The 22,983-nt window shown below is 39.1% G+C and carries 21 protein-coding genes and 1 riboswitch; of the genes, 18 read left to right on the forward strand and 3 right to left on the reverse strand.

Going from position 1 to position 22,983, the window contains the following annotated elements; all coding sequences use genetic code 11:
* The first annotated feature begins 50 nt into the window (after positions 1-50).
* The 7 genes from AC0VYH_RS01940 to AC0VYH_RS01970 all read left to right on the forward strand — a co-directional run bounded on the left by AC0VYH_RS01940 (position 51) and on the right by AC0VYH_RS01970 (position 8,158).
* Positions 51-776, forward strand: coding sequence for a TerC family protein (locus AC0VYH_RS01940; protein WP_255623096.1), 726 nt, complete (start codon positions 51-53; stop codon positions 774-776).
* Between the two features lie 105 nt (positions 777-881).
* Positions 882-2,042 carry an HpcH/HpaI aldolase/citrate lyase family protein gene (locus AC0VYH_RS01945; protein WP_475366410.1) on the forward strand — a complete coding sequence of 387 codons (1,161 nt, stop codon included), beginning with the start codon at positions 882-884 and terminating at the stop codon, positions 2,040-2,042.
* Positions 1,969-3,312, forward strand: a complete 1,344-nt coding sequence (locus tag AC0VYH_RS01950) for a phosphoribosyltransferase family protein (protein WP_475366411.1) — start codon at positions 1,969-1,971, stop codon at positions 3,310-3,312. Before AC0VYH_RS01945 ends, AC0VYH_RS01950 begins: the two co-directional genes overlap by 74 nt.
* Positions 3,313-3,320: 8 nt before the next feature.
* The gene (locus AC0VYH_RS01955) at positions 3,321-4,439 is read left to right on the forward strand and encodes a cysteine protease StiP family protein (protein ID WP_475373221.1); all 1,119 of its coding nucleotides are present in this window, start codon (positions 3,321-3,323) and stop codon (positions 4,437-4,439) included.
* Complete coding sequence (locus AC0VYH_RS01960) at positions 4,436-5,248, forward strand: HAD family hydrolase (RefSeq protein WP_475366412.1); 813 nt, start codon at positions 4,436-4,438, stop codon at positions 5,246-5,248. The genes AC0VYH_RS01955 and AC0VYH_RS01960 overlap by 4 nt, the downstream gene beginning before the upstream one ends.
* Positions 5,249-5,426: 178 nt before the next feature.
* A complete protein-coding gene (locus AC0VYH_RS01965) occupies positions 5,427-7,040 on the forward strand; it encodes a YceG family protein (RefSeq protein WP_475373222.1) in 1,614 nt (537 codons plus the stop codon).
* 17 nt (positions 7,041-7,057) lie between these two features.
* Entirely contained in the window at positions 7,058-8,158 is a 1,101-nt protein-coding gene (locus AC0VYH_RS01970; RefSeq protein ID WP_430246991.1) for a toxic anion resistance protein, read from the forward strand.
* A 51-nt stretch (positions 8,159-8,209) separates the two neighbouring features.
* On the opposite strand, the gene AC0VYH_RS01975 is transcribed toward AC0VYH_RS01970, so the two are convergent.
* Both AC0VYH_RS01975 and AC0VYH_RS01980 read right to left on the reverse strand, forming a co-directional pair.
* The gene (locus AC0VYH_RS01975) at positions 8,210-8,389 is read right to left on the reverse strand and encodes a CsbD family protein (RefSeq protein WP_430241624.1); all 180 of its coding nucleotides are present in this window, start codon (positions 8,387-8,389) and stop codon (positions 8,210-8,212) included.
* Between the two features lie 101 nt (positions 8,390-8,490).
* Positions 8,491-9,909: an alanine/glycine:cation symporter family protein gene (locus AC0VYH_RS01980; RefSeq protein WP_194222359.1), complete on the reverse strand. Its 1,419-nt coding sequence runs from the start codon at positions 9,907-9,909 to the stop codon at positions 8,491-8,493.
* Between the two features lie 338 nt (positions 9,910-10,247).
* Between AC0VYH_RS01980 and AC0VYH_RS01985 the strand changes: the two genes are divergently transcribed.
* The 9 genes from AC0VYH_RS01985 to AC0VYH_RS02025 all read left to right on the forward strand — a co-directional run bounded on the left by AC0VYH_RS01985 (position 10,248) and on the right by AC0VYH_RS02025 (position 19,545).
* On the forward strand, positions 10,248-11,180 hold the full coding sequence (locus tag AC0VYH_RS01985; RefSeq protein WP_430241622.1) for an alpha/beta hydrolase family protein: 933 nt from the start codon (positions 10,248-10,250) through the stop codon (positions 11,178-11,180).
* 188 nt (positions 11,181-11,368) lie between these two features.
* Complete coding sequence (locus tag AC0VYH_RS01990; RefSeq protein ID WP_430241620.1) at positions 11,369-12,754, forward strand: tetratricopeptide repeat protein; 1,386 nt, start codon at positions 11,369-11,371, stop codon at positions 12,752-12,754.
* Between the two features lie 162 nt (positions 12,755-12,916).
* Entirely contained in the window at positions 12,917-14,575 is a 1,659-nt protein-coding gene (locus AC0VYH_RS01995) for an IS1182 family transposase (protein WP_475373223.1), read from the forward strand.
* A 207-nt stretch (positions 14,576-14,782) separates the two neighbouring features.
* On the forward strand, positions 14,783-15,544 hold the full coding sequence (locus tag AC0VYH_RS02000; protein ID WP_475366414.1) for a threonine/serine exporter family protein: 762 nt from the start codon (positions 14,783-14,785) through the stop codon (positions 15,542-15,544).
* 15 nt (positions 15,545-15,559) lie between these two features.
* The gene (locus tag AC0VYH_RS02005; protein ID WP_194222355.1) at positions 15,560-16,006 is read left to right on the forward strand and encodes a threonine/serine exporter family protein; all 447 of its coding nucleotides are present in this window, start codon (positions 15,560-15,562) and stop codon (positions 16,004-16,006) included.
* Between the two features lie 102 nt (positions 16,007-16,108).
* Entirely contained in the window at positions 16,109-16,534 is a 426-nt protein-coding gene (locus AC0VYH_RS02010) for a DoxX family protein (protein WP_475366415.1), read from the forward strand.
* Between the two features lie 15 nt (positions 16,535-16,549).
* The gene (locus AC0VYH_RS02015) at positions 16,550-17,215 is read left to right on the forward strand and encodes a DsbA family protein (protein WP_430241614.1); all 666 of its coding nucleotides are present in this window, start codon (positions 16,550-16,552) and stop codon (positions 17,213-17,215) included.
* 173 nt (positions 17,216-17,388) lie between these two features.
* A riboswitch (cobalamin riboswitch) is annotated at positions 17,389-17,572 on the forward strand.
* A 114-nt stretch (positions 17,573-17,686) separates the two neighbouring features.
* On the forward strand, positions 17,687-18,181 hold the full coding sequence (locus tag AC0VYH_RS02020) for an acyl-CoA thioesterase (protein WP_430241612.1): 495 nt from the start codon (positions 17,687-17,689) through the stop codon (positions 18,179-18,181).
* A 284-nt stretch (positions 18,182-18,465) separates the two neighbouring features.
* Complete coding sequence (locus AC0VYH_RS02025; protein ID WP_475366416.1) at positions 18,466-19,545, forward strand: AI-2E family transporter; 1,080 nt, start codon at positions 18,466-18,468, stop codon at positions 19,543-19,545.
* 76 nt (positions 19,546-19,621) lie between these two features.
* Here the strand turns inward: AC0VYH_RS02025 and AC0VYH_RS02030 are convergent, their stop codons facing one another.
* Positions 19,622-20,617 (reverse strand): LLM class flavin-dependent oxidoreductase, encoded by a 996-nt coding sequence (locus AC0VYH_RS02030; protein ID WP_475366417.1) that lies wholly within the window; start codon positions 20,615-20,617, stop codon positions 19,622-19,624.
* Positions 20,618-20,856: 239 nt separating this feature from the next.
* Here AC0VYH_RS02030 and AC0VYH_RS02035 point away from each other — a divergent pair, with 239 nt between their 5' ends.
* A complete protein-coding gene (locus AC0VYH_RS02035) occupies positions 20,857-22,185 on the forward strand; it encodes a CoA-disulfide reductase (RefSeq protein ID WP_475373224.1) in 1,329 nt (442 codons plus the stop codon).
* Positions 22,186-22,319: 134 nt separating this feature from the next.
* Positions 22,320-22,979 carry a histidine phosphatase family protein gene (locus tag AC0VYH_RS02040; protein WP_475366419.1) on the forward strand — a complete coding sequence of 220 codons (660 nt, stop codon included), beginning with the start codon at positions 22,320-22,322 and terminating at the stop codon, positions 22,977-22,979.
* Positions 22,980-22,983: the final 4 nt, after the last annotated feature.

The following is a 22,983-nucleotide window of genomic DNA, read 5'->3' on the forward strand; positions in this document are numbered from 1 at the left end:
AAATCTTACAAGAAATTCTAAACACATATGCCTCTTTCTTTGATTGGGAAATGTGGGGAGAAGTTTTAACTGACCCTGTTTCATGGGGACTTATCGGTACGCTGGTGCTTTTAGAAGGGCTGCTATCAGCTGATAACGCACTAGTACTTGCCGTTATGGTTAAACACCTTCCGCCCGAAAAGCGAAGAAAAGCTCTTACTTACGGTTTAATAGGGGCCTATTTCTTCCGTTTCTTATTTATCGGAATTGGGTTATATCTGATTAAGTTCTGGTGGATTAAGGTCTTTGGTGCTGCTTACCTTGCCTGGATTGTTATTCAACACTTCAGAAGTAAAGGTGAAGAAGAAGGTTCAGATGGAATGAAAAAGGACAGCTGGCTCGTTCGTACTTTCGGTATATTCTGGGCTACTGTTATTTCAGTAGAGTTAATGGACATTGCGTTCTCAGCTGATAGTATCCTAGCTGCTCTAGCCATTTCCGAAGAAGTTTGGGTCCTGTTACTTGGAGGAATGATTGGTATTCTTCTTATGAGAACGGTAGCTGGAGTTTTCCTTAAGTTAATCGAAAAAGTACCTGAAATGGAAAATACAGCATTTGTATTGATCGCGATCATTTCATTAAAAATGTTCTTAAGCGTGTTCCATATTGAAATCCCGCACGTTGCTTTCTTTGGTATTATCGTGCTTGCCTTCCTTGGAACGTTTGTTGTTCATTACATTAACAATAAAAATCGACCATACGCTGAAGAAACAGCATCAGCAAAAGAGAACGAATAATATAAAGAGGAGGAGACGCGGGTGCTCTCCTTCTTTTTTATACAATGAAACTTTCAATTTAGTAAAAATAGAAGCTAATATAACCTAATAATTAGGACTTAGGGGGTGAAGACGCTGGAATATTTTAAATATCTATCAGAAATGCAAAAGGAGCAAATTTTCTATAAAAAACCAACACCTATTAATAAACATATAGATCGTGAACAGCTATCGTATGCGGTTGGTGCTGCTTTGTATATGCCTGCGATTCGAAAAGATATTGCTGAGATCGTGATCCAAGGCAAGTACCAAGAATTGACTACGATTGTGCTTGATCTTGAAGATGCAATTGGGGACAACTGTGTGGATGAGGCGATCGATCAGACGGTAGAACACCTTTCTTCTATCGCGCAAGCTATGAATGATCGTCAATTGTGTTGGGAGACACTGCCCCTACTGTTCATTCGTGTCCGGTCAGCTGAGCAGTTAAACGAAGTGGCAAATAAATTAGGTGCTTCTATTCACTATTTGACAGGTTTTGTGTTTCCTAAATTCTCCTCTAAGAATGGTGGAGAGTATTTACATACTCTCAAAAAAGTAGAACGAACGGCAGGTGCTCTTCTATATGGCATGCCGATTTTAGAGTCGCCAGAGCTTTTCTATAAGGAATCACGCTATACAGAATTCCAACGCATATCTTTGCTATTAAAAGAATACGAATCCTCTATTCTTAACGTCCGTATAGGAGCAACTGATCTATGTGGACTTTATGGAATCCGCCGCAGTGCCCAATCAACAATATACGATATATCGATAATGAGAGACTTTATATCTGATGTCGTCAATTATTTTGGTAGAACCTTTGTTATCTCGGGTCCTGTATGGGAGTATTTTAATAGCAGAAGAGAAGTAAGTGCACATGGGAACGAAACCATACTGGACTATAACACAGGACTGTTGAACGAGACGCTGCTTGATTTGACGAATGGTCTAATTGGTAAAACTGTCATCCACCCTACTCATATGAAAGTCGTACAGTGTGTAAATATTGTATCGAAAGAAGAATATCTTGATGCACTTAGCATTTTGGATCACGTAAGTGGGGATGTAGGCGTGCTGAAAAGCGAATCACAAAATAAGATGAATGAGATTAAACCGCATTATAAGTGGGCGATGAAGATCATTACGAAATCGAATATATACGGGGTGTATCATGACAAGTACAATTTCATCAAAATGCTTACCGAAACAGTACCATTTTCAGATCCTGTCGGATATGAGCGTTAAGTTAGAGGTTACTCAAAATAAATTGAACATACCGGTTGAGGAATTTTTTCAAATGGCAGCTAGAATTAATAAAAAAAGAGGTTTTTTGTTTGTTAGTAAAATGCTTGGCAAGCATATTCCGGTTCATCCTCATAAATCGCTACTTGCCTCAGGACTCTTAGCAATCACTTATTATGAGAGCGTGACAGGAGAGTCCATCGATTATTTATCAGAAGTAAGAGATGGGTTTTTAAGCAACCACCTGGAAGAAGTTAAGAAATCGTACGAGCGATTGCTAAACAATCCTCTCTATCTTGAGGAACCACCAATAGTAATTGGATTTGCTGAAACGGCTACAGCGCTCGGACATGCTGTATTTGATAGCTTTCAAGAAGGATACTATATTCATACAACAAGAGAAAATGTAAGTGATTTAGATCCAGAATTTAACTTTAAAGAAGAGCATTCTCATGCTGTGGATCAACGGTGTTATGCAGATCGGTCTATTCTAATGAAGTCTAATCCAGTTGTATTAGTAGATGATGAAATAACAACTGGCAAGACTTGTCTAAATATCATCAGGGAACTCCACGCAAACTATCCTCGCAAACATTATGCTGTTCTTTCTCTATTAGACTGGCGATCTGATGAACATATGGAACAATATAAAGCATTAGAAATGGAACTTGGGATTACAATTAGCGTTGTTTCTTTGCTTAAAGGAACTATTAAATTCGAAGGAAAGCCTCTTGAGCATCCGATTCATGACTTTCAATCAAGTCGATATCTTAGTGATGTAGCCGAGATTAATCGCATTGATTTATCATCTTGTTTCGATTCACGTAATGAAAATGACTATTTAACTTATAGCGGTAGGTTTGGAATTAATGGAACGGATAAGGCGAAGATAGAGGATTCATGTCAGAAAGCATCGAATCTCTTAAAGAAAGAATCACTCGAAGGGAAGACTCTATGCCTTGGCACTGGGGAGTTTATGTATATCCCGATGAAAATTGCCTCTTATCTAAATGGTGAGGTGTATTATCATTCCACGACAAGAAGTCCGATACAGCCGGTAGATATTGAAGGATATGCGATATCAAATGGATTCACATTTCAGAATCCAGAAGATCAACAAATTCAGCATTACGTCTACAACATTCCTGAAGGTGAATATGAGCAAGCTTTTCTCTTTTTTGAAAAAAGTGTCCCAGATGCTGACCTTAAAGAAATTATAGCAATATTAGAAGAACGGGATATAAAAACGATTCATATTGTAACGTGTTCTTGAAGAGAGGGATGAACAAATTGACTGTACAGACTACCAAAATGGGAAGTTATCCTGATCAAGATGTAACTTTCCTTCTAAAAGATTTATCAGACATCACAATGGAAAAAAGTACGATGGAGAGAGAACAGGCAATTCAGAAAGGTACACACTATTCTGAGATGCTTCCTGTTGAGTATAAGCCGACAGATGAATATATGAAATTGTTCTATACTTCACTCGAAGAGGCGAAGCACAAAGTGGCTGTAGCAGTAGGGATTGTTGCTGAACAGCTTGTGGCGGAAAGAGGCTTTCAAACAGTACTTGTTTCGCTTGCTAGAGCAGGCACGCCAATAGGTGTATTAATCAAGCGTTACCTTTCTTATAAGTATGATCGAGAACTTCCCCATTACAGCATTTCTATTATTAGGGACAGAGGCATTGATGAGAATGCTCTTCAATTTATTTTAAATCAGCATCCTGATTCGTCTATTACGTTTATTGACGGATGGACTGGAAAAGGAGCGATTACAAAGGAGTTAACAAAGTCAGTAGCAGAATTTAATGCTAGTACTGGCAAGAATCTATCGAGCGAATTAGCCGTTTTAGCAGACCCAGGTGACTGTTCTTCTCTTTTTGGAACTCGTGAAGATTTTCTGATTCCAAGTGCTTGTTTAAATTCAACCGTATCAGGGCTTGTCAGTCGTACTGTGCTTAATAATAATTGGATTCATGAGGGAGATTTTCACGGAGGCAAATACTACTCGGAGCTTGCTGCAGAAGATGTCTCCAACTTATTCGTCGATACAATTTGTACACAGTATCCTTTGATCGCTACAGAGGTTGAAGATGGATTGCAAGATATCTCAAAGGAAGATCGCAAGCCGAAGTGGAAAGGACTTGAATCCATCGAAAACATCCAGAGGGATTATGGAATAGCAAACAGTAACCTCATCAAACCTGGTGTTGGAGAAACAACGAGAGTATTGTTACGGCGTGTTCCATGGAAAATTCTTGTGCATCCAGATGCGGAAATGAACTTAGAACATATTCTTATTCTAGCAAGAGACCGAGGTGTTCCAATTGAAGAGTACGCAAACATGTCTTATTCATGCTGCGGACTGATTAAGCCTATGGAGAAAGAATCATGAGAGCATTTGCTAGTGACTTAGATCGCACGTTAATTTATTCTAGTAGAATGATCGAGCAAGATACCCAGCAAAACTATGAATTAATTGAAACACTTGATGGAAAGGAAATTTCGTATATTTCCAACTATGCTAGTGAGTTATTACAGAAGGTAAATAAAGAGATTTATTTTATCCCTGTTACAACAAGAACAGTTGAACAATACCGTCGTATCACATTTTTTCAAACAACGATTCAACCCGAATACGCCATAACAAGTAATGGCGGTCGAATTTTAAAGAACGGAAAAGTATTGAGTGACTGGTCGAATCGAATCAATGCTTCGTTAGAAGAGTGCTTGTCGCTTGATGCCTTTGTTCGGCAACTGGAGAACCTTATCACAGGAAACTGGGTTGAGCGAATTCGTCATGCAGACTCCCTTTTTGTTTACCTAATTATTAAACGAGATCATGTATCGTCCGAAGAACTCTATCATTTATTTGAGTGGTCACGTGAGCAGGGATGGCAACCTAGTCTTCAGGGGAGGAAGCTTTATTTTGTTCCAAATCCAGTAAACAAATGGAAAGCCGTCGACTATTTGAAGAAAGAGATTGGATTATCTTACGTGTATACAGCAGGAGACTCCCTTCTTGATTATGAACTTGTTCACCAAGGTGATTGTGGCTATGTACCTGCACATGGTGAAGTTCTCGAAAGTTATCCCGATCTTCCCAAAACGACAGCCCATGGAATGAAGGCCTCAGAAGAAATTCTAGACTCCATTGTTGGCGACTTATCTTTAAAAAAGGAATCGGTAGAACAAAAGAGTTAAGTATGGAAGAAATAGTATGTTATTCTGAAAGATAGAAGATGTTATATTGATGAAAGAATGGCTAGAAATAAATAGGGTTACTTCTTACTTGTAAAAGTATAATAAAATTATGAATGTAGGGAGGCTTGATCGGAACTGACCATCCTCCGGAAAGGAATGAGAAAGCGGGGAGAACATCATGAGTCACTATGATCAAATTCTTATCAAGAAAACACCACTTGATGATGAGAATTTAAATGAACTATTATTCAAGCCGTTTCCTGAACGAACTCCTTATGAGAACGGGAACGAATTACTTATAACGCAAATCGTGGGGAGATTTTTGGGGAGCTATTATGATGAGAATGAATATTTTCTTCAGCTGCATGAGCTATCGAATTCTAACTATTTTCATGTATTAAGTGAAGAATTGAATAAGGTAATAAGTCCTGAACGACTTCAGGCGATTCAATCGATTCATTCCATTAACCAAAAAGAAAACGGACTTTCTGCGAATCGGTTTGTAGCCTTTTTGGAAGGCGCCAAACTTATTCCTTCACACAAAAATCCTGCCTTACATCGTCATTTGCGAAAATCATTAATCTCCATTCTTGAACTGTTTGAAAAACAGCATAATGGGGGATTTAGTCATCCGGAATTTCGCAGAGTACTTGTTGATTTAATGAAATGGACTTGGAATCATCTCGATCCATGGTTAGAAGGTGCGGAGTTTGAAATAAAGATGCCTGGTATTGTATGGTACGGTGAAGCTTCAACAAGTCAGCAATACTTTTTACTTTATCTTGTTCAGCTTGGATGCGATGTCCTTTATTTTCACCCTGAAGGAGTTGATTCGTTTGACGAACTCGATCCCGATGGGGAATTGATGGAGAAAAGGAAATTACCTACTACCGTCGCAATTGAACCATTTCCGATTGAAAAACCAGAGAGACGCTCTACGGTTGCTTATCGAGCAACAAAGGAAATGGATACGGTGCTTCATCATGAAGGATCGCAACTTTTTAAGCCTTGGCAGTTACGAAATTATTCCCCTAAGTCTGTTACGCTAAAAACGACTTATGATGAATTATTTCTGATTGCAAAGGAAAAAGCATTTATTAGACCTAATTTTAAAGTAGAGGATGGCACGGTCCATATCCCCTCTTTATTTGCTAAGATCATGGGAGTATCTGAGAATAAAAAGGAATACTGGAACCGACTTCAAGATATAAGTGAAGCAAAATCGACTACGATGATTCGTCAGTTTCCTTTCACACAAGAGGCGAGAGCGAATCAGAAATTTCACTACCAGCATACGATGAATCGGGAAGGAATGTTAGATCCTGAATTGATGATGCAGGGGAATTGGTGGCAGTATAAACACCTTCCAAATGAGACACAGAAAGCGATTGGACAAGCTATCTCAACAATGTGTGCAAATCCGAAGCTGCTTCCGGAAGGTAATGAAACGGAAGAAGATATTAAGCTTTATTTATTCTCTCAAACTACAAAAATCCCTGAGGAGTTTGTTCATTTAATGCAAACGTTTGATTATTCTCAGGAAGTGCCGAAAGTAGTGCTATATAATACAGAAATGAACGGTACATTATCACGATCAGATGCAGCAGTGTTACACCTGCTAAATGAGTTCGGTATTGATATCATTCTATATAATCCTCCTGGTCATCAATGTATTGAGCGCTACCTTGATTCGAATCAGTTTGATACGCATTGGTTAGAGGAAATGGCATTTCGGCAGGATTTTAAAGAACCTTCTGTATTTCGTAAGCTATTTAAATCGATTAAATTATAATCAGGGAGTGATCGTCCATGACGAATGATACAGGCCTAACTACGCTCGATAAGAATGAAGAGATTACAGAAGCGAAGGCTGAAGATGTACGTTTAAAACTTCGCGAAGAGCAAGAAGTTCAAAAGCTTGCCGGTGAAATTGATGTAAAAGACCAAATGGCATTACTCGAATTTGGTAAAGAACCAGCGGTAGAGATTTCGAAGTTCTCAGATAAAATCTTATCTATGATGCGTACAACTAGCGTCACGGACTCAGGTGAGATGCTGAAACAACTTGGGAAAATCATGGATCGTTTTGATAAGAAAGATTTTGAAGAGCCGAAAACGGGCTTTCTCTCTAAGTTTTTCAAAAAAAGCAATGATATGGTAGAAAAGATTTTTGGTAAATATCAGACGCTCGGTGGAGAAATTGAGAAAGTACACGTTGAAATCTCCAAGTACAAAGATGAAATGTCTCGTTCTACTGGGACATTGGATGAAATGTACCAACATAATCTGAACTATTATGTAGAACTTGAGAAATACGTCGTTGCAGGTCAAATAAAGTTAGAAGAACTTCAAGATAAGGTTCCTGCGATCCAACAAAAAGTTAGTGGTGGCGATCAAATGGCGCAAATGGAGCTTGATACTTTGAATAATGCTATTCAGACGCTAGAGGAGCGCATCTATGATCTTGAGATGGCGAGAATGGTTGCAATTCAAACAGCTCCACAAATTCGACTGTTGCAGCGTGGAAACACTAAGCTAATAGGTAAGATCAATTCAGCCTTTATTATTACCATTCCTGTTTTTAAAAACGGTGTCATTCAAGCTGTGACCGCGAAGCGTCAGAAGCTTGTTGCTGATTCAATGAACGAGCTGGATCGTCGTACAAACGAAATGTTAAAAAACAATGCGCAGAACATCTCGAATCAAAGCGTTGAGATAGCTAAATTATCTGGTAGACCGAGTGTTAAGATTGAGACGATTGAGGAATCCTGGAATACAATCGTTAAAGGTATGGAAGAAACGAGAGCCATTGAGGACGAGAATAAACGTCTGCGAGATGAAGGTACGAAGCGAATTCTTGAACTTCAAGATAACATGAAGCAAATCGGTAATAATGCTAAACGTTCATAAATAAAAGGAGAGCGGGTTCCCGCTCTCCTTTTATTTATGAATTGAGTTTGTTTAATTTTTATCCTTGAGATTACCAGATCGTTCCTGATATTCACCTTTCGACTTATCACGTTTGCCTTCTTCTTGAAGGTGTTGGTCATCCTTTGCATTACCAATTTGATCTTTTACTTCACCTTTAGTTTTGGAAACAGCGCCTTTCACTTTATCACTTAGTCCTTTGCGATCACTCATTGCAAAAACGCTCCTTTCTCTTACGATTATCTAGTAAAGAAAATACCCCCTGAAGGCGGATGCCAAACGGCATTTTGCTTCAAGGGGCAGAAAATAGTACATTAGTTTGATTTGTCTTTTACAGGCTTATCTGTCCAAATATCTGATTTCAAGCCTTTTATCGTATCGGCGTAGAATTGAGGGTCTTTACCTGCTTTTCGCTGATCGCGATAGTCTTTCAATGCTACAAACGCCACTTTACCAATAATGGAGATGACGATTAAGTTCAAGAGTGCCATAAGACCCATGGAAAGGTCGGCCATGCCCCAAACGATACCGAATCCGGCTTTAGCACCGAACATAACCATGGCAAGAACGGCAAGTCTGTAAAGAAGAAGAGCGGTTTTGCTTGATTTAATAAATTCGATATTTGTTTCACCGTAGTAATAGTTACCAATAATTGAACTAAAAGCAAAGAGGAGAACGGCAACTGCTACGAATATACCTGCGCCACTTCCTAAGTGTTGGTTCATCGCTTCCTGAGTAAGCTGTACACCATCTAGCTTTGAATCAACATAGCCATCTGACATTAGGATCATAAATGCTGTTGCTGTAGCGATAAGTAGAGTATCCACGAACACACCAAGCGCCTGAATAAGTCCCTGCTTTACTGGGTGTGATACGTCTGCAGTTGCAGCAGCATTGGGAGCACTACCCATACCAGCTTCGTTAGAGAAAAGACCACGTTTGATTCCTAGAAGCATTGCGGCACCAACACCGCCTCCTGTCACTTCTTTTAAACCAAAAGCATGTTGGAAAATAAGAGCGATCATAGCTGGGATTTCAGTGAAATTAACGATTAAAACAAAACCAGCAACAATGATATAAATCCCTGCCATAATTGGTACAATGATTTGAGAAACAACAGCAATTCGACGAACGCCACCGAAAATAATGATCGCCGTTGCAACAGTTAAGATCGCACCTAATACCCAGCGATTCACATCAAATGAATTTTCGAAAGCAAGTGCGATCGTATTGGATTGTACAGAGTTAAATACAAGACCAAAGCTGAATGTAATTAAGACGGCGAAGATAATCCCTAACCATCTAGCATTTAGTGCACGCTGCATATAGTAAGCAGGTCCACCACGGAAATCGTCGCCATCGCGCACTTTATAAATTTGAGCTAGTGTGCTTTCAACAAATCCACTTGCTGCACCGAGTAGGGCAATAACCCACATCCAAAATACAGCACCGGGACCACCGATACTAACTGCTGAGGCAACGCCGGCAAGGTTTCCGGTTCCAACACGTGAAGCCGTACTAATGAAGAAAGCTTGTAAACTAGAAACAGAGTTTTTTCTTCCTTTCATTGTGTCCTTTTCAGAAAGAACATGGAACATCTCACCGAATAAGCGAAATTGAACGAATCGAGAACGAATTGTAAAATAAAGTCCGACACCAATTAGAATGACGATTAGAACATTTGACCAAATAAGCTCATTACCAGCATCAACAATTGTTTTTAAAATATCCATATGTAGGCCCCTTCTATATATGATTTAGGAAAGAAGAATGTAAGATATGATCACACTTCCCTTAATTCAACTGAATCTAACTTACTTTATAAGTGTTTTAATAAAAATGGAAAATAAATCGTATTTTCAGAAAATAAATGACGTTAGACGCAGCAACACAATTGTTTATTATACATGTAGTACTGATTGAAAAGGACACTTGATGTAAGATAACCTCACATTGTAAAATAAACCATCTTATTTATTCTTTCCTATTTTTGTTATTCGATATAATAAATAAAAACCCTTGGGGAAAATGAGAAGTGAGTACTAAATAACAGATTTAAGGAGCGAAAGGCATGAGGGAAATTGATGTTATGGTTAAAGGCGAATTTGACTTAAGTGCAACTCTTACTCTTCCTTCCAATTCAGAAGAGAAGTATCCTGTAATCGTGATGATACATGGAAGCGGTCCTGTGGATCGTGATGAAAATGCCAAAAGTCTAAAAATAAATGCGTTTAAGGAATTCACTACTATTTTGACAAGTGAAGGGTACGCCACTCTTCGGTATGACAAGAGGGGAATAGGTGAAAGTAGAGGGGATTATTATAAAACAGGGTACTATGATCTAATTGATGATGCTGTAGACGTTGTAAAGTTCGCTAAATCACATGAAAGTATTGATGAAGAGCGAATTTATCTTCTAGCGCATAGCGAGGGCTGTCTTGTGTCACCTGTCGTCCACACTAGGACTACTGTGCAAGGAATGATTCTATTATCTCCCTCAGCTGAGCCGCTTGCAGAAACGACAGCTTGGCAAAGAAGTCAAATGAAAGAAGATATGCAAACGCTAAGTGGCTTCCAGGGGTGGTTGCTTCGATTCATTAAAGCGGATAAAAAGTTAGATAAGATGAATGATAAAATGACCCGAAAAATAAAAAGTACTGATGCGCCAACTATACGATACAATGGTCAAAAAATAAACGCGAAATGGAATCGTGAACATGAGAAGTTTGACGTGCGCGAATATTTTAGTGAGGTAGAGTGTCCAGTTATTGCAATTACTGGCTCAAAAGATGTTCAGGTAAAGAAGGAGCAGGTGAAAGACGTTTGTCTTCTTGTTAAAGGTGAATGTGAACATTATATTGTTGATGACCTAACTCATGTTTTACGAAAAACGAAAGTAGAACATCGTTTCTCGAGTATCATCAATGATTACAAGAAGCAGGTAAAGCATCCTATAGATTCAGAGCTAATCGAACTTGTATCGGAATGGTTAAAAAAGCGATAGGCATATGGAGAAGAAACCTCAACAAATGAATTTTTAGCTTCATCCTTAAATTGTCTAAAGCAGGTTTAACTAATCGTTTATTTTAGCAGCTTCTGTAAGCTCAAGAATGATCACTTTCTTCCTGATGAATGGAGTGGTAAAATAAAGGTGGAAGGTTTAAAAATCAGCTCTGCCCGGGAGGGATTTTAATGATCGAGCAACCACAACGTGTTACTGTTATCTCGAATCAACGACAAGTCCAATTACGTGTTGAGCGACTCGTAATTCATCAAAGAATGAAGATTATAGAAGCTAAGAAGACAGATGGAAGTAACTTCTACCTTTTCTTTTATAAAGATGATTTCATTACTGGGAAAACGGCAGAAGTTAAAAATGGATCTCTTATTGAGAAAGCTTTCCAGAAAGGGATCGTACTCCAAGCACCTCACCCGCTTATTGATCACTTTCTATCTGATCGAACACTTCATCTTAAATCTACAAAGCAAGTCTTTCAATCTGTACAGAAACGGTACACCCCTCAAGAAACATCCTTTATCTTTTCTTATTTTGATTCATTTCTCTCAACCGAAACCATTATTAAATTAATGCGAAAGCATTTTTATGACTACCGCAGAAATGGCCAATTACGGATGGCGTTTCAAATTTTAGCTGTGATGCTTTATTTCGATCCAACAAATAAATGGGCGATCGAACTATCGCGGAAATTAGAATATCAAAAAGTTAGAAGCTTCTATGAAGGAGATCATGATGGTCTTAAAGAAGTGGATCCGCTTTTTGCTGAAATTCAGGCTTATGATGACCTTCAAGCACATCAAGCCTACCTTGAATCAATCCTTCGTAAAGAAAAACGTGTTATTGAACGATCCGCTTTACGCCTTTACCTCTATCTCCAATCACCTGAAGAGGATGATCTGGACCCACTATCTCTCATCGATGTTACGCTCTCTGAATCTGAGCGAGCCCGTCTGCTATCATTGATGTATGCAGAAGCACCTCACCATAAAACTCTAAGAAACAATGCTTTTCAAGCTCTAATGTATTTAAATAAAACAAGTGAAGCCATTCAATTAATGACAGAACGAAAAGGTGAAATCACCCAAAGTGAATATGACCTTCTTCTAAGTGCATTTCAAGATGAGACTACAAATTTCAAAACCTTTGATTATCCTTCCCTTCAAAGCTGTTTGGAACGTAAAGAAAATCGTCCTTATCTAGATGGTTTACTTCAAGCACTTATCCCTAGGATGCTGCATGAATTTGGATTGGGATACGTCTATAGCTGGGTGAAGCCTTTATTCGAGAAAAACCAAGATCTCTCTATCCTATCAACGCTACAAACAATGGCGGATATTCAAGATGATCCAGATAAGCAATTTCAGCTAGGTAAGCTCTACCATAAACTTAAACAATATGATGAAGCAATTACCTGCTTCGATTGGGAGATGGAGCTGCATCCAACGGACCCAACCCCTGTTCAGTGGTTGACGAAGGTATATCGTGAGATGGGTAAAGTGGAGGAATCGAATACCTATATGTCGATTTATTCTAAAATGCAAAGAGTGTCTCAACAATGAGGCTGGGACAAAACCCGGTAAATTAAAAAAAGAGTGGCCCGCGAACAACGTAGTTGTTCGCGGGCCACTCTTTTTATGTTTTTCATCTCATTTTAATAAGAAAATAAGGACACCATCTGATAAAATTAAAGTTACCACACAATAACCATCGGAGGTGCCCTTATGTTTAAAGAGTATAACATGAATCAAGTGATTTTACCTATGGATTTAGGAATGAAACTTCAAGAAAATGATATTGCCTATGCCGTTCACGACCTGGTCGAACAGATTCCAGATGAAGCTTTCTCACGTTTTTTACGCGATACAGGATGTCCCTCTTATCATCCACGTATGATGATGAAAGTGATTCTATGTGCGTACACGCAATCGGTTTTTTCAGGAAGAAAGATTGAAGCCCTTCTTTACGATAGCGTTCGCATGATGTGGTTGTCTCAAGGTTATGAACCGAGTTACCGTACGATCAATCGCTTCCGTGTCCATCCCGAAGCTATGGAGCTTCTTCGCGAGTGCTTCGTTCAGTTTCGATGTCATTTGGTTAAAGAAGAGGCGATTGATCAGGAAGCGATTTTTATTGATGGAACCAAAATTGAGGCGAACGCCAATAAATTTACGTTTGTTTGGCGCAAGTCTGTTGAAAGGTATAGTGCCAGTCTGATCGAAAAATCGAACCAAATGTATGATGAGTTGGTTGAAAACGAAATTATTCCTGAGATCAAGCGAGAAAATCCGGAACAACTCTCCATTGAAGAGCTTTTAAAAATCGAAGAAAAGCTGGAAGATAAGGTGGAGGAATTGAGTGAGAAGATTGACGCCAGTGAAGAGGTAAACGAGCGAAAAAAACTTCGGTCCGAGCGAAAAGGGCCGAAGCAATCCCTCAAGCAGTTGAAAGATATCGTAGGGCGCAAACAGAAATACGAGACCGACATGGCCATTTTCGAAGAACGCAACAGTTATTCGAAGACTGATCACGATGCCACTTTCATGCGCATGAAAGAAGATCACATGAAAAACGGTCAATTAAAAGCTGGTTACAATCTCCAAATTGCGACAGAAGGACAATATACGCTCGCTTACGATATCTTTCCAAACCCGACGGATACACGTACATTACGTCCCTTTCTCGACCATATCGAGAACGACTTTTTTACACTCCCTGACTATATCGTCGCCGATGCCGGTTATGGAAGCGAAGAAAATTATAAGGATGTTTTGAAGAATCGTGAGCGCAAGCCACTGATAACATACAGTACCTATCGCACCGAGAAAAAGAAGCGTTTCAAGCAGAATGAATTCAACACAGCCAACTGGGCCTACAACGAGGAAAGGGATTCGTTCATATGTCCGAACGGACAACAGTTGATGTTCCGTCACCTCTCTCATCGAACCGATCGTGGAGGTTTCACACGGGAATTCAGGGTTTATGAATGTGATGACTGTTCAGATTGTCCTCTTCGTTCGCAGTGTACCAAAGCGCAGGAAGGGAACAATCGCAAGATCTATTATAATGCCCAATGGGAAGAGCAAAAGAAAATCATTCGAGAACTGCTTTCAGAAGAAAAAACGGGAAAAATCTACGGTCAACGGAAAATTGACGTAGAACCAGTTTTTGGATTTCTGAAGGCTAATTTGGGTTTTACTCGAATGTCCGTTAGGGGCAAAGAAAAAGTCAAAAATGAATTAGGCTTTGCGCTCATGGCGGTGAACTTGAGAAAGTACACCGCCATGATTACCGACAAAGCTAAAAAGAATAGGAACAAACACGCCAAAAAAGGTCCCGTTCATCAAAAACCGATGAACGGGACCTTTTTTTCAGTAATTTAGGCTATTTATGTCCCAGCCTCATTTTTTTTGGCTATATTAATGAGCCTAAAATCGGGAATCAACAGTATAAGCTAACATAGCCTTTTTGTTAAAGTGACAATCAAAATGATCGTCTTCTTTTTATATTACATTTGATAAACATAAGTAGGTTCATATAAACTAAGAAACAACGAACAATGAATACTTCACGGTTGTCAGGAGCGACGTATGGAAAATCAAACGAGTTATGCCTATGACATTATTCAAGTATGCCTTTTGGCTGGAAAGGTAATGCTGCAAAATGGCGGTGAAACTTACCGTGTAGAAGATACGATGACTAGAATTGCGGACGCTTATGGGGCAACGCATTCGAATAGTTACGTAACCCCTACTGGGATTATTTTCTCTTTAGAAGGTCCTGAACCTTCCAAAACACAGTTGATGCGCATTTCAGAGCGCACGACGGATTTAGATAAAGTAACGAAGGTAAATAGTATATCGAGGAGAATTAGCAGCGGTGGTCTTTCGATTAAGGAAGCTTATGAAGAGCTTGACCAATTGGATAAAATGACCGAGCGGTATACATTTCCTAAGCAGTTAGTTGCTGCTGCGATTGCAAGCGGTTGTTTTCTAATTATGTTTCAAGGGGAGTGGGGAGATTTTCTTCCGGCAGTTCTTGCAGGGGGAGGTGGCTTTTATAGTGTTTCACTATTTAACCGCCTTGTACCGATAAAATTCTTCTCAGAGTTCCTTGCTTCATTTGTCATAGGATTACTCGCTGTCCTTTTTGTGTCTACTGGAATCGGTGGGCAACTTGATAAAATTATTATTGGTTCAGTGATGCCACTTGTTCCTGGTCTATTAATCACGAATGCTGTAAGGGATTTAATGGCGGGGCATTTAATATCTGGCCTATCTAAAGGCGCAGAAGCCTTTCTTACCGCATTTGCGATTGGAGCAGGCATTGCCCTTGTTGTATCATTTTTATAGAAAGGGAGGACAATTATGACAATTATTGCTCAGGTTTTGACGAGCTTTGTGGCAAGTGCAGCGTTTGGATTATTATTTAACGCTCCTAAATCCTCCCTTATTAAAGGCGGGTTTGTTGGCATGTGTGGCTGGATGATTTATTACGGAATGGAGGCATCAGGTATTGATGCTGTCATCGCCACTGTAACAGCCTCATTTGTCATCGCTGTTATTAGTCAGGTTTTTGCAAAGGTGTATCGGACACCAGTCATTATATTTAGTGTAGCGGGGATTATTCCGCTTGTTCCAGGTGGTCTGGCTTACGATGCGATGAGGAATTTCGTTCAAAATGATTACAATAGTGCCATTAACCTTGCAGCCAGAGCATTTATGATATCGGGATCCATTGCAGTAGGGTTAGTATTTTCGGAAGTGATCAATCAAATCATACGGCATTCCACACTCGCAAGGGGGCAGAAATAGGTCTTCATCCTTTTGCAATGTAGGCATTCATTATGATAACGTTTAGTTGGATAACTGTGTCGAACGGTGTCAAATAATGTTAGTATCTGGGGAGGATCAATAATGAAAACCTATCCCCATCTCGGGTTGTTAACAATTCGATTGGTCGTAGGTATGCTTTTTTTTGCTCATGGTTTTTTAAAGTTTTCTGAAGGGATCACGAATACAGTAGCTTTTTTTGAGACAATCGGTATTTCTGGTTTTCTTGCTTATGTTGTGGCTATAGTTGAGTTAACTGGAGGAGTTTTGATGATTCTCGGCTTAGGAACGCGAATTGTCAGCGTACTGTTTTCCATGATTTTATTAGGAGCTCTTCTCTTTGTAAAGAGATCAACTGGAATGCTGGGCGGTTATGAACTAGACATTGCTTTTCTAGCTATGTCAGTGTCTTTATTTCTAGGAGGCGGCGGTCCATATAGTCTTTCAACATACCTTAAGAGAAAAGGTTGGTCGTTTAAGATCGATCAGGAGAAAGTAACAAAGGATTAAAGAGGAAGTGACTGAATGGCTAAACCAAAAAAGAAGTTAAAACCGGGTGCCAGATGGTTATTATTATTTGCGGGACTCGTTATTCTATTTTTGTTTATTAACTTTCTGTTTCATCCATTTGCAAATACAAAAGGATTTAAATTAGATTCTCAACCGCACTTGGGTGAGGAAACAGCGCCAGTTGAAATTGTGCAATTTGGTGATTATAAATGCTCTTCATGTCAATCCTTTAATGAATCTTTGCTTCCAAAAATCCAAGAGGAATTATTAGCAACTGAGAAAGCAAAATTTTACTTTGTCCATTATCCGTTCCTCTATAAAGATTCCACGAGGGCTGCTGAATTTGCTGAGGTTGTTTATCAAGAATTAGGTAATGATGTATTTTGGCAATTTCATCATGTTCTGTATGACAAACATAAAAAAGGATCTGAGACGAAAGATGTTTTAACTGAATCTTTCTTAACGAAAACCCTTAGTGGTCTAGTTAGTGAAGAAGAAACGGACAGAGTTGTTAAAGCCTATAAGAGTGGTGCAGGTGAGAAACGAGTAGAAGCTGACCTTGCTTATGCAAATAAAAAGAATGTTTCAGAAACGCCTACCTTATTTGTAGATGGTAAGCGTTTTGACGGAACTAGTTTATCTGAATTAAAACAAATGGTTGAGGATTCAACCGACGAATAAATAAAGGCGCTGTGAAGGCGTCTTTTTTTTGTTGCATTCTAATTAATTGGTTCCTCTGCAGGCGGAAAAATCATTAAATAAACGTTTGTTTAAGGTATAAATAGTTAAACAAACGTTTGATTAACGAATGGTATTGACTTTTGGATCCCCGGCATGAAGAATAGAGAAGTACAATTGAATAAAATGGAAAAGGTGTACTGATTCCAGTACTTAATAGGGAAATTGGTGAAAATCCAATGCGGTCCCGCCACTGTAAGAAGTAAGGACGGTGCGTTACCCCACTTATCAATGATAGGGAAGGGGCATTCGTTCAACAAAGCTTCAAGCCAGGAGACCTGCCTTTTCTAAAGCACTGATTGACCTACGGACGATAGGGGGGTGTAACGGAGAAGACTGGGAAAAGTCTATTTGTTATGCATGCTCTTATGAAAAGAGTATGCATTTTTTATTGTTTAGAAAAGGAGAGATGATATGAAAAAGAATGTAAGCGAATCAAGAGTGTATAAGAGCAGCCGTATTTTTCCGCCTGACCTTAACAGCCATGGAACATTATTTGGGGGTAAACTCCTTGCCGATATGGATATGCTAGCATCAATCGCGGCGACAAGGCATTCTCGTCTAGAATGCGTGACAGTGTCTATGGATACGGTGGAGTTTTTACATCCTATAACGGAAGAGGATTCGATTCATTATGAAGCTTTTGTCATATGGACAGGTAAAAGCTCAATGGAAGTTTTTGTGAAAGTAAACGCCGAACACCTTTTAACGGGTGCCAATCGTATAGCAGCGACGTGTTTTATTACGTTTGTAGCCCTTCTCGACGGTAGACCAATGAAAGTACCTGGAATTCAGCCGGAAACTGAAGGGGAAAAGCAGCTTAACGAGCTAGCCCAAAAAAGAGCTCAAACAAGATTAGATCGTAAAGAAACAAGCAAGAATCTAGGGGGAATCCTAACGTTGTTATAACCAGAAAAGAGGGCTGGAGTATTCCGGCTCTCTTTTGTTAGTCGTGAGACATTTTATCGTTATATTTTGGTTCATTCCTAAAAGATGGTAGTTTTGTATTTAAAACCATATTTAGCTGATTGGAGAGGGAATCACCCCTCACTCTTATAGAAACAATATTTACGAGAGAGGTTCCTTTTTAGATCCCCTGGAATCGGAAACTTTTTGTGGAAATCAAGTTAGTAAAAGAGTGTTGAGTGGTATAGGGATGAGAGTGAAATGAATAAAAACAAAGGAGACGGCCAATGTGGATTAGACATGATTTCTTCAAGTATATAACAGGTATTATTCTATTATTAATCTGTTTTTTCTTTTTGACAGAATTAGATTTATTGAAACCGGTGAAAACAATTATAGGTACATTGTTTTATCCAGTACTAATTGCTGGTTTTTTGTATTATGCAATCAAGCCTATTGTTAAGTTATTAAAAAAGATTCCATTTGTATCAGATATTGTCGCGATTTTAATTGTGTTTATAGGGATTGCGGGTATCCTCTATACTGGATTCACTTTTCTAGCAAATCCGATTCAGAGTCAGGTTTCAGAGTTTTCGAAGGAGTTGCCTGAGAAGCTGAAAGAATCAGCAAAAGAAGCTGAGAAAATGATGGAGAAAAATGATATGGGGATGCTTTCTGTAGAAAACCTTCAACAAAAAGCAACGAGCTATTTAGGTAATTTAACGCAAAGCCTCGGTGATCATATTATGCAGGTTGTGAGTGCATTAACAAGTGCTACGACAGTCCTTGTAATCGTACCTTTTGTCTTATTCTATTTTCTTAAAGATGATCATAAATTAAGCCCATTTCTCCTAAGATTTATTCCAAATAAACATCAGGGTGAAGGAGAACAGATCCTTCATAAGGTTGATAAAACTTTATCGGCCTATATTATCGGACAAATTATTGTAGCAATCGTAGACGGTGTCCTAATGTATGTTGGTTATTTAATCATTGGACTACCTTATGCATTAATATTAGGACTATTTGTGATGATCACAGCAGTGGTCCCATTTTTCGGACCAATTATTGGTGTGATACCTGCTCTGGTTGTCGCTTTAACACAAGAACCGATGTTAGCCTTGTATGTGATTATTATTACGATAGTTGTTCAACAGTTAGAAGGAAACCTGGTAGCGCCTGTTGTCTTAGGTAAAAGGTTAAACATACACCCTTTAACCATCATTTTACTACTAATTGTAGCAGCGGCTTTATATGGGTTCATTGGGATGCTGATTGCTATTCCACTTTACTCCGTCATTAAGGTCATCGTTAAGAATTTCTATGAATTTTATCGAATACGGCATCGATCCGAATTAACTGAATAACGGTAAAAGCCCCTACTTCATTGAGAAGTAGGGGCTTTTATTTGAGTAACACCTAAAAACATGTTGAGTAATCGCCTTATAAATAAATATGTGCAAGACGCTCATATGATTTTCTTCGCTCATCAAAATCATGTATGTTTGTGAGAACCATGAATTCTTCAGTTTGATAGTGTTCGGCTAATTCGTCGATTTTCTTCTTTACTGTTTCTCTAGATCCGATTATCATTCGTTTTCGATTATTTTTTATTCGTTCTTCTTCCGTTACTGTATAACGGTGCTGTTTAGCTTCGTCAATGGATGGCACTCGACTATCAAGACCTTTTTCTACTCGCAGAAGCCAGAGATCCTGACTTAAAGCAAGTTCTTCCGCCTCTTCGTCAGTTTCTCCACATACGACGAATAGGGCAATAATAGCTGAAGGAGAAGGACTATAATAAGTAGGTTGGAACAGTTGATAGTAAGTTTGGAGGGCGTTTTTACCTCGATCAGGTTTAATAAAATGCCCAAAGACATAGCCAATGCCCAATTCTGCTGCTTTTTTAGCACTATTCTCACCCATACCTAATAGCCAAAGAGAAGGGGGTGAGTCGGTTTGAGGAGCTGCTTTTATGCCGGCAAACTCGTGTCCTCTCGGCATAGAGTCAGTCAAGTAGTGGGAGAGCTCTTCTAATTGACGTGGGAATTCATTCAAGCTTTTATTAATGCCATCTGTTAAAGCTAATCGTGTTTTTGCTGTACCACCGGGTGAACGGCCGACTCCAAGGTCAACACGTCCTGGATGAAGAGCTTCTAGTTGTCGGAAATTCTCTGCCACTTTGAATGGACTATATTGTGGAAGCAGGACACCACCAGAGCCTACCTTGATATTAAAGGTTGAGGCTGCGATGTGAGACATCATAATCTCTGGAGAGGTGCTGGCAAGCCCTTTTGTACTATGGTGTTCTGCAAACCAGTATCGGTAGTATCCAAGAGCTTCTGCAGTACGTGCGAGTTCACGCGTATGCTCAAGTGTTTTATAGGCATCACTCCCTGAAGGTATAGGGACTTGATCAAGAATGCTTAATGTAACCATGGTCAGACTCCTTCCGCTTTATTAAGTAGTATTAACCTTCTATCATTATCGTAACGCGATAGGAAGGTATGTGATAGTAAGACGACTTTGTGTTTAAAATTTATTGTGAAACATTGAACAAACTTATTGCAATTAATACAAAAGGAACATATAATTACAATATAGAAATTGTGAAACACATCACATGATTGCGTCCTTTTATGTGAAATAATTCACAATTATACAAGGAGGAATTATTGATGAAAGTAGCAGTTGTTGGATGTACACATGCCGGAACGGCCGCAGTTACGAATATAGCAACACGTTATCCTGAAGCAGATATTACGGTTTATGAGCGTAATGATAATGTCTCTTTCTTATCTTGCGGAATTGCTCTTTATGTTGGAGGAGTTGTAAAAGATCCAAAAGGTTTATTCTATTCATCTCCTGAGAAGTTAGAAGAGATGGGTGTCACAATGAAAATGAAGCATGAAGTATTAGATATTGATTCTATAAACAATCGTATTAGCGTTAAGAATTTGAATACAAAAGAAGTGTTTGAGGATGATTACGATAAGCTTGTGATGGCGACAGGATCATGGCCGATTATTCCGCCTATTGAAGGAATTCAACTTAATAATATCCTTTTATCAAAAAACTATACCCAAGCTAATACAATTATCGAACGAGCAAAGGAAGCTAAACGCGTTACCGTTATTGGGGCAGGCTATATTGGAGTTGAGTTAGTAGAGGCTTTTCAGAAATATGGAAAAGAAGTAACCTTAATTGATGGAGAAGACCGTATCTTAAGTAAGTATCTTGATCCAGAGTTTACAGATATAATTGAAGAGGACTTCAAGACTCGTGGCATTCGTCTTGCGCTTAACGAAACAGTGACTCGTTTTGAAGGAGAGGAACACGTCTCTAAAGTTGTGACAACCCGTGGAGAATATGAAGCAGATCTCGTTATTCTTTCTGTAGGCTTTCGTCCGAACACAGATCTTCTTAAAGGGCAGATAGAGATGATGCCAAACGGGGCCATTATTGTAGATGAATATATGAGAACAAGTAAGGAAAATATTTTTGCTGCTGGCGATAGCTGTGCTATACAATACAATCCTACTGGTGAAAATGCGTATATTCCTTTAGCTACAAATGCTGTTCGAATGGGTACCCTCGTTGGACAGAACATTATGAAACCAACGATCAGATATATGGGCACTCAGGGGACATCTGGTTTACACCTTTTTGATCACAGTATGGCTTCTACTGGTTTAACCGAGAGGGCAGCTATTAGTGTGGGTAAGAATGTGAAAACAATCACAATAAAAGAAAACAATCGTCCAGAGTTTATGCCAGATTATGAAGTGATCACACTGAAGGTGGTTTATGAAGTGGATACGAGGAGAATTCTTGGAGCTCAAGTAATCTCTAAAGCAGACGTAACGCAATCAATTAATACACTCTCTGTTTGTATTCAAAACAAAATGACTATAGATGAATTAGGATACATCGATTTCTTTTTCCAACCACATTTTAATAAACCGTGGAACTTTCTAAATCAGGCTGGTTTACAGGCCGCTTTATAGATGATTATCCGCTGGCATATAGCTAGCGGATTTCTTGTGTAATGAGAAATAGAAACATTTTCTTCCACTTGCATCCTCTCGATACGATAGCCATAATGAAGGTTAGAATTTGTGTAGGAGAGAGTGAGCAAGTAGTGACCAATAAGAGTATAAATAAAGCAACGAAACAAAGTCATACGCGTATTTATCTTGTACGACATGGTGAAAGTGAATGGAATGCAGCAGGAGATCTTTATTGTGGACGAACAGATATTGGACTTTCTACGGAGGGAGCCACTCAAGCGAAGAATGCAGGCGACTTTCTAAGTTCGGTTTCGTTTGATCGAGCTTATGCTTCTCCATTAATACGTGCACGTCATACAGCTGAACTCATTTTAGGAGAACGAGATTTGCCGATTCAAATAGATGAACGGATCTATGAAGGTGATTTTGGAGAGTGGGAAGGTCGATCGAAAGCGGAGTTTATTAAAGAAGATCCTGACTCATGGGATAATTGGATGGCTAACCCATGGGAAACAAGAGCGGGGCGAACGGGTGAAACGGCTCGTGAAATGTATGAAAGAGCGTCATCTTTTTTTAAGGAAATAAGTGAAAAGCATTCCGGTGAAACGGTGCTCGTTGTTGCGCACAACAACACGATTCGTTTCTTTCTAGCAGGGGTACTTGGGATGCCTTTTGCCAACTATCGTCGCATCTTTCAAGATAATACAGGAATAAATATCCTTGATGTGGCTGGCGATGAAATCGTGATCCGCAGTCTGAATATCAACTCTCATCTAAGTGCAGATAGATAGAAAA

This window comes from Anaerobacillus sp. QJM3NY_32 (assembly GCF_056173645.1).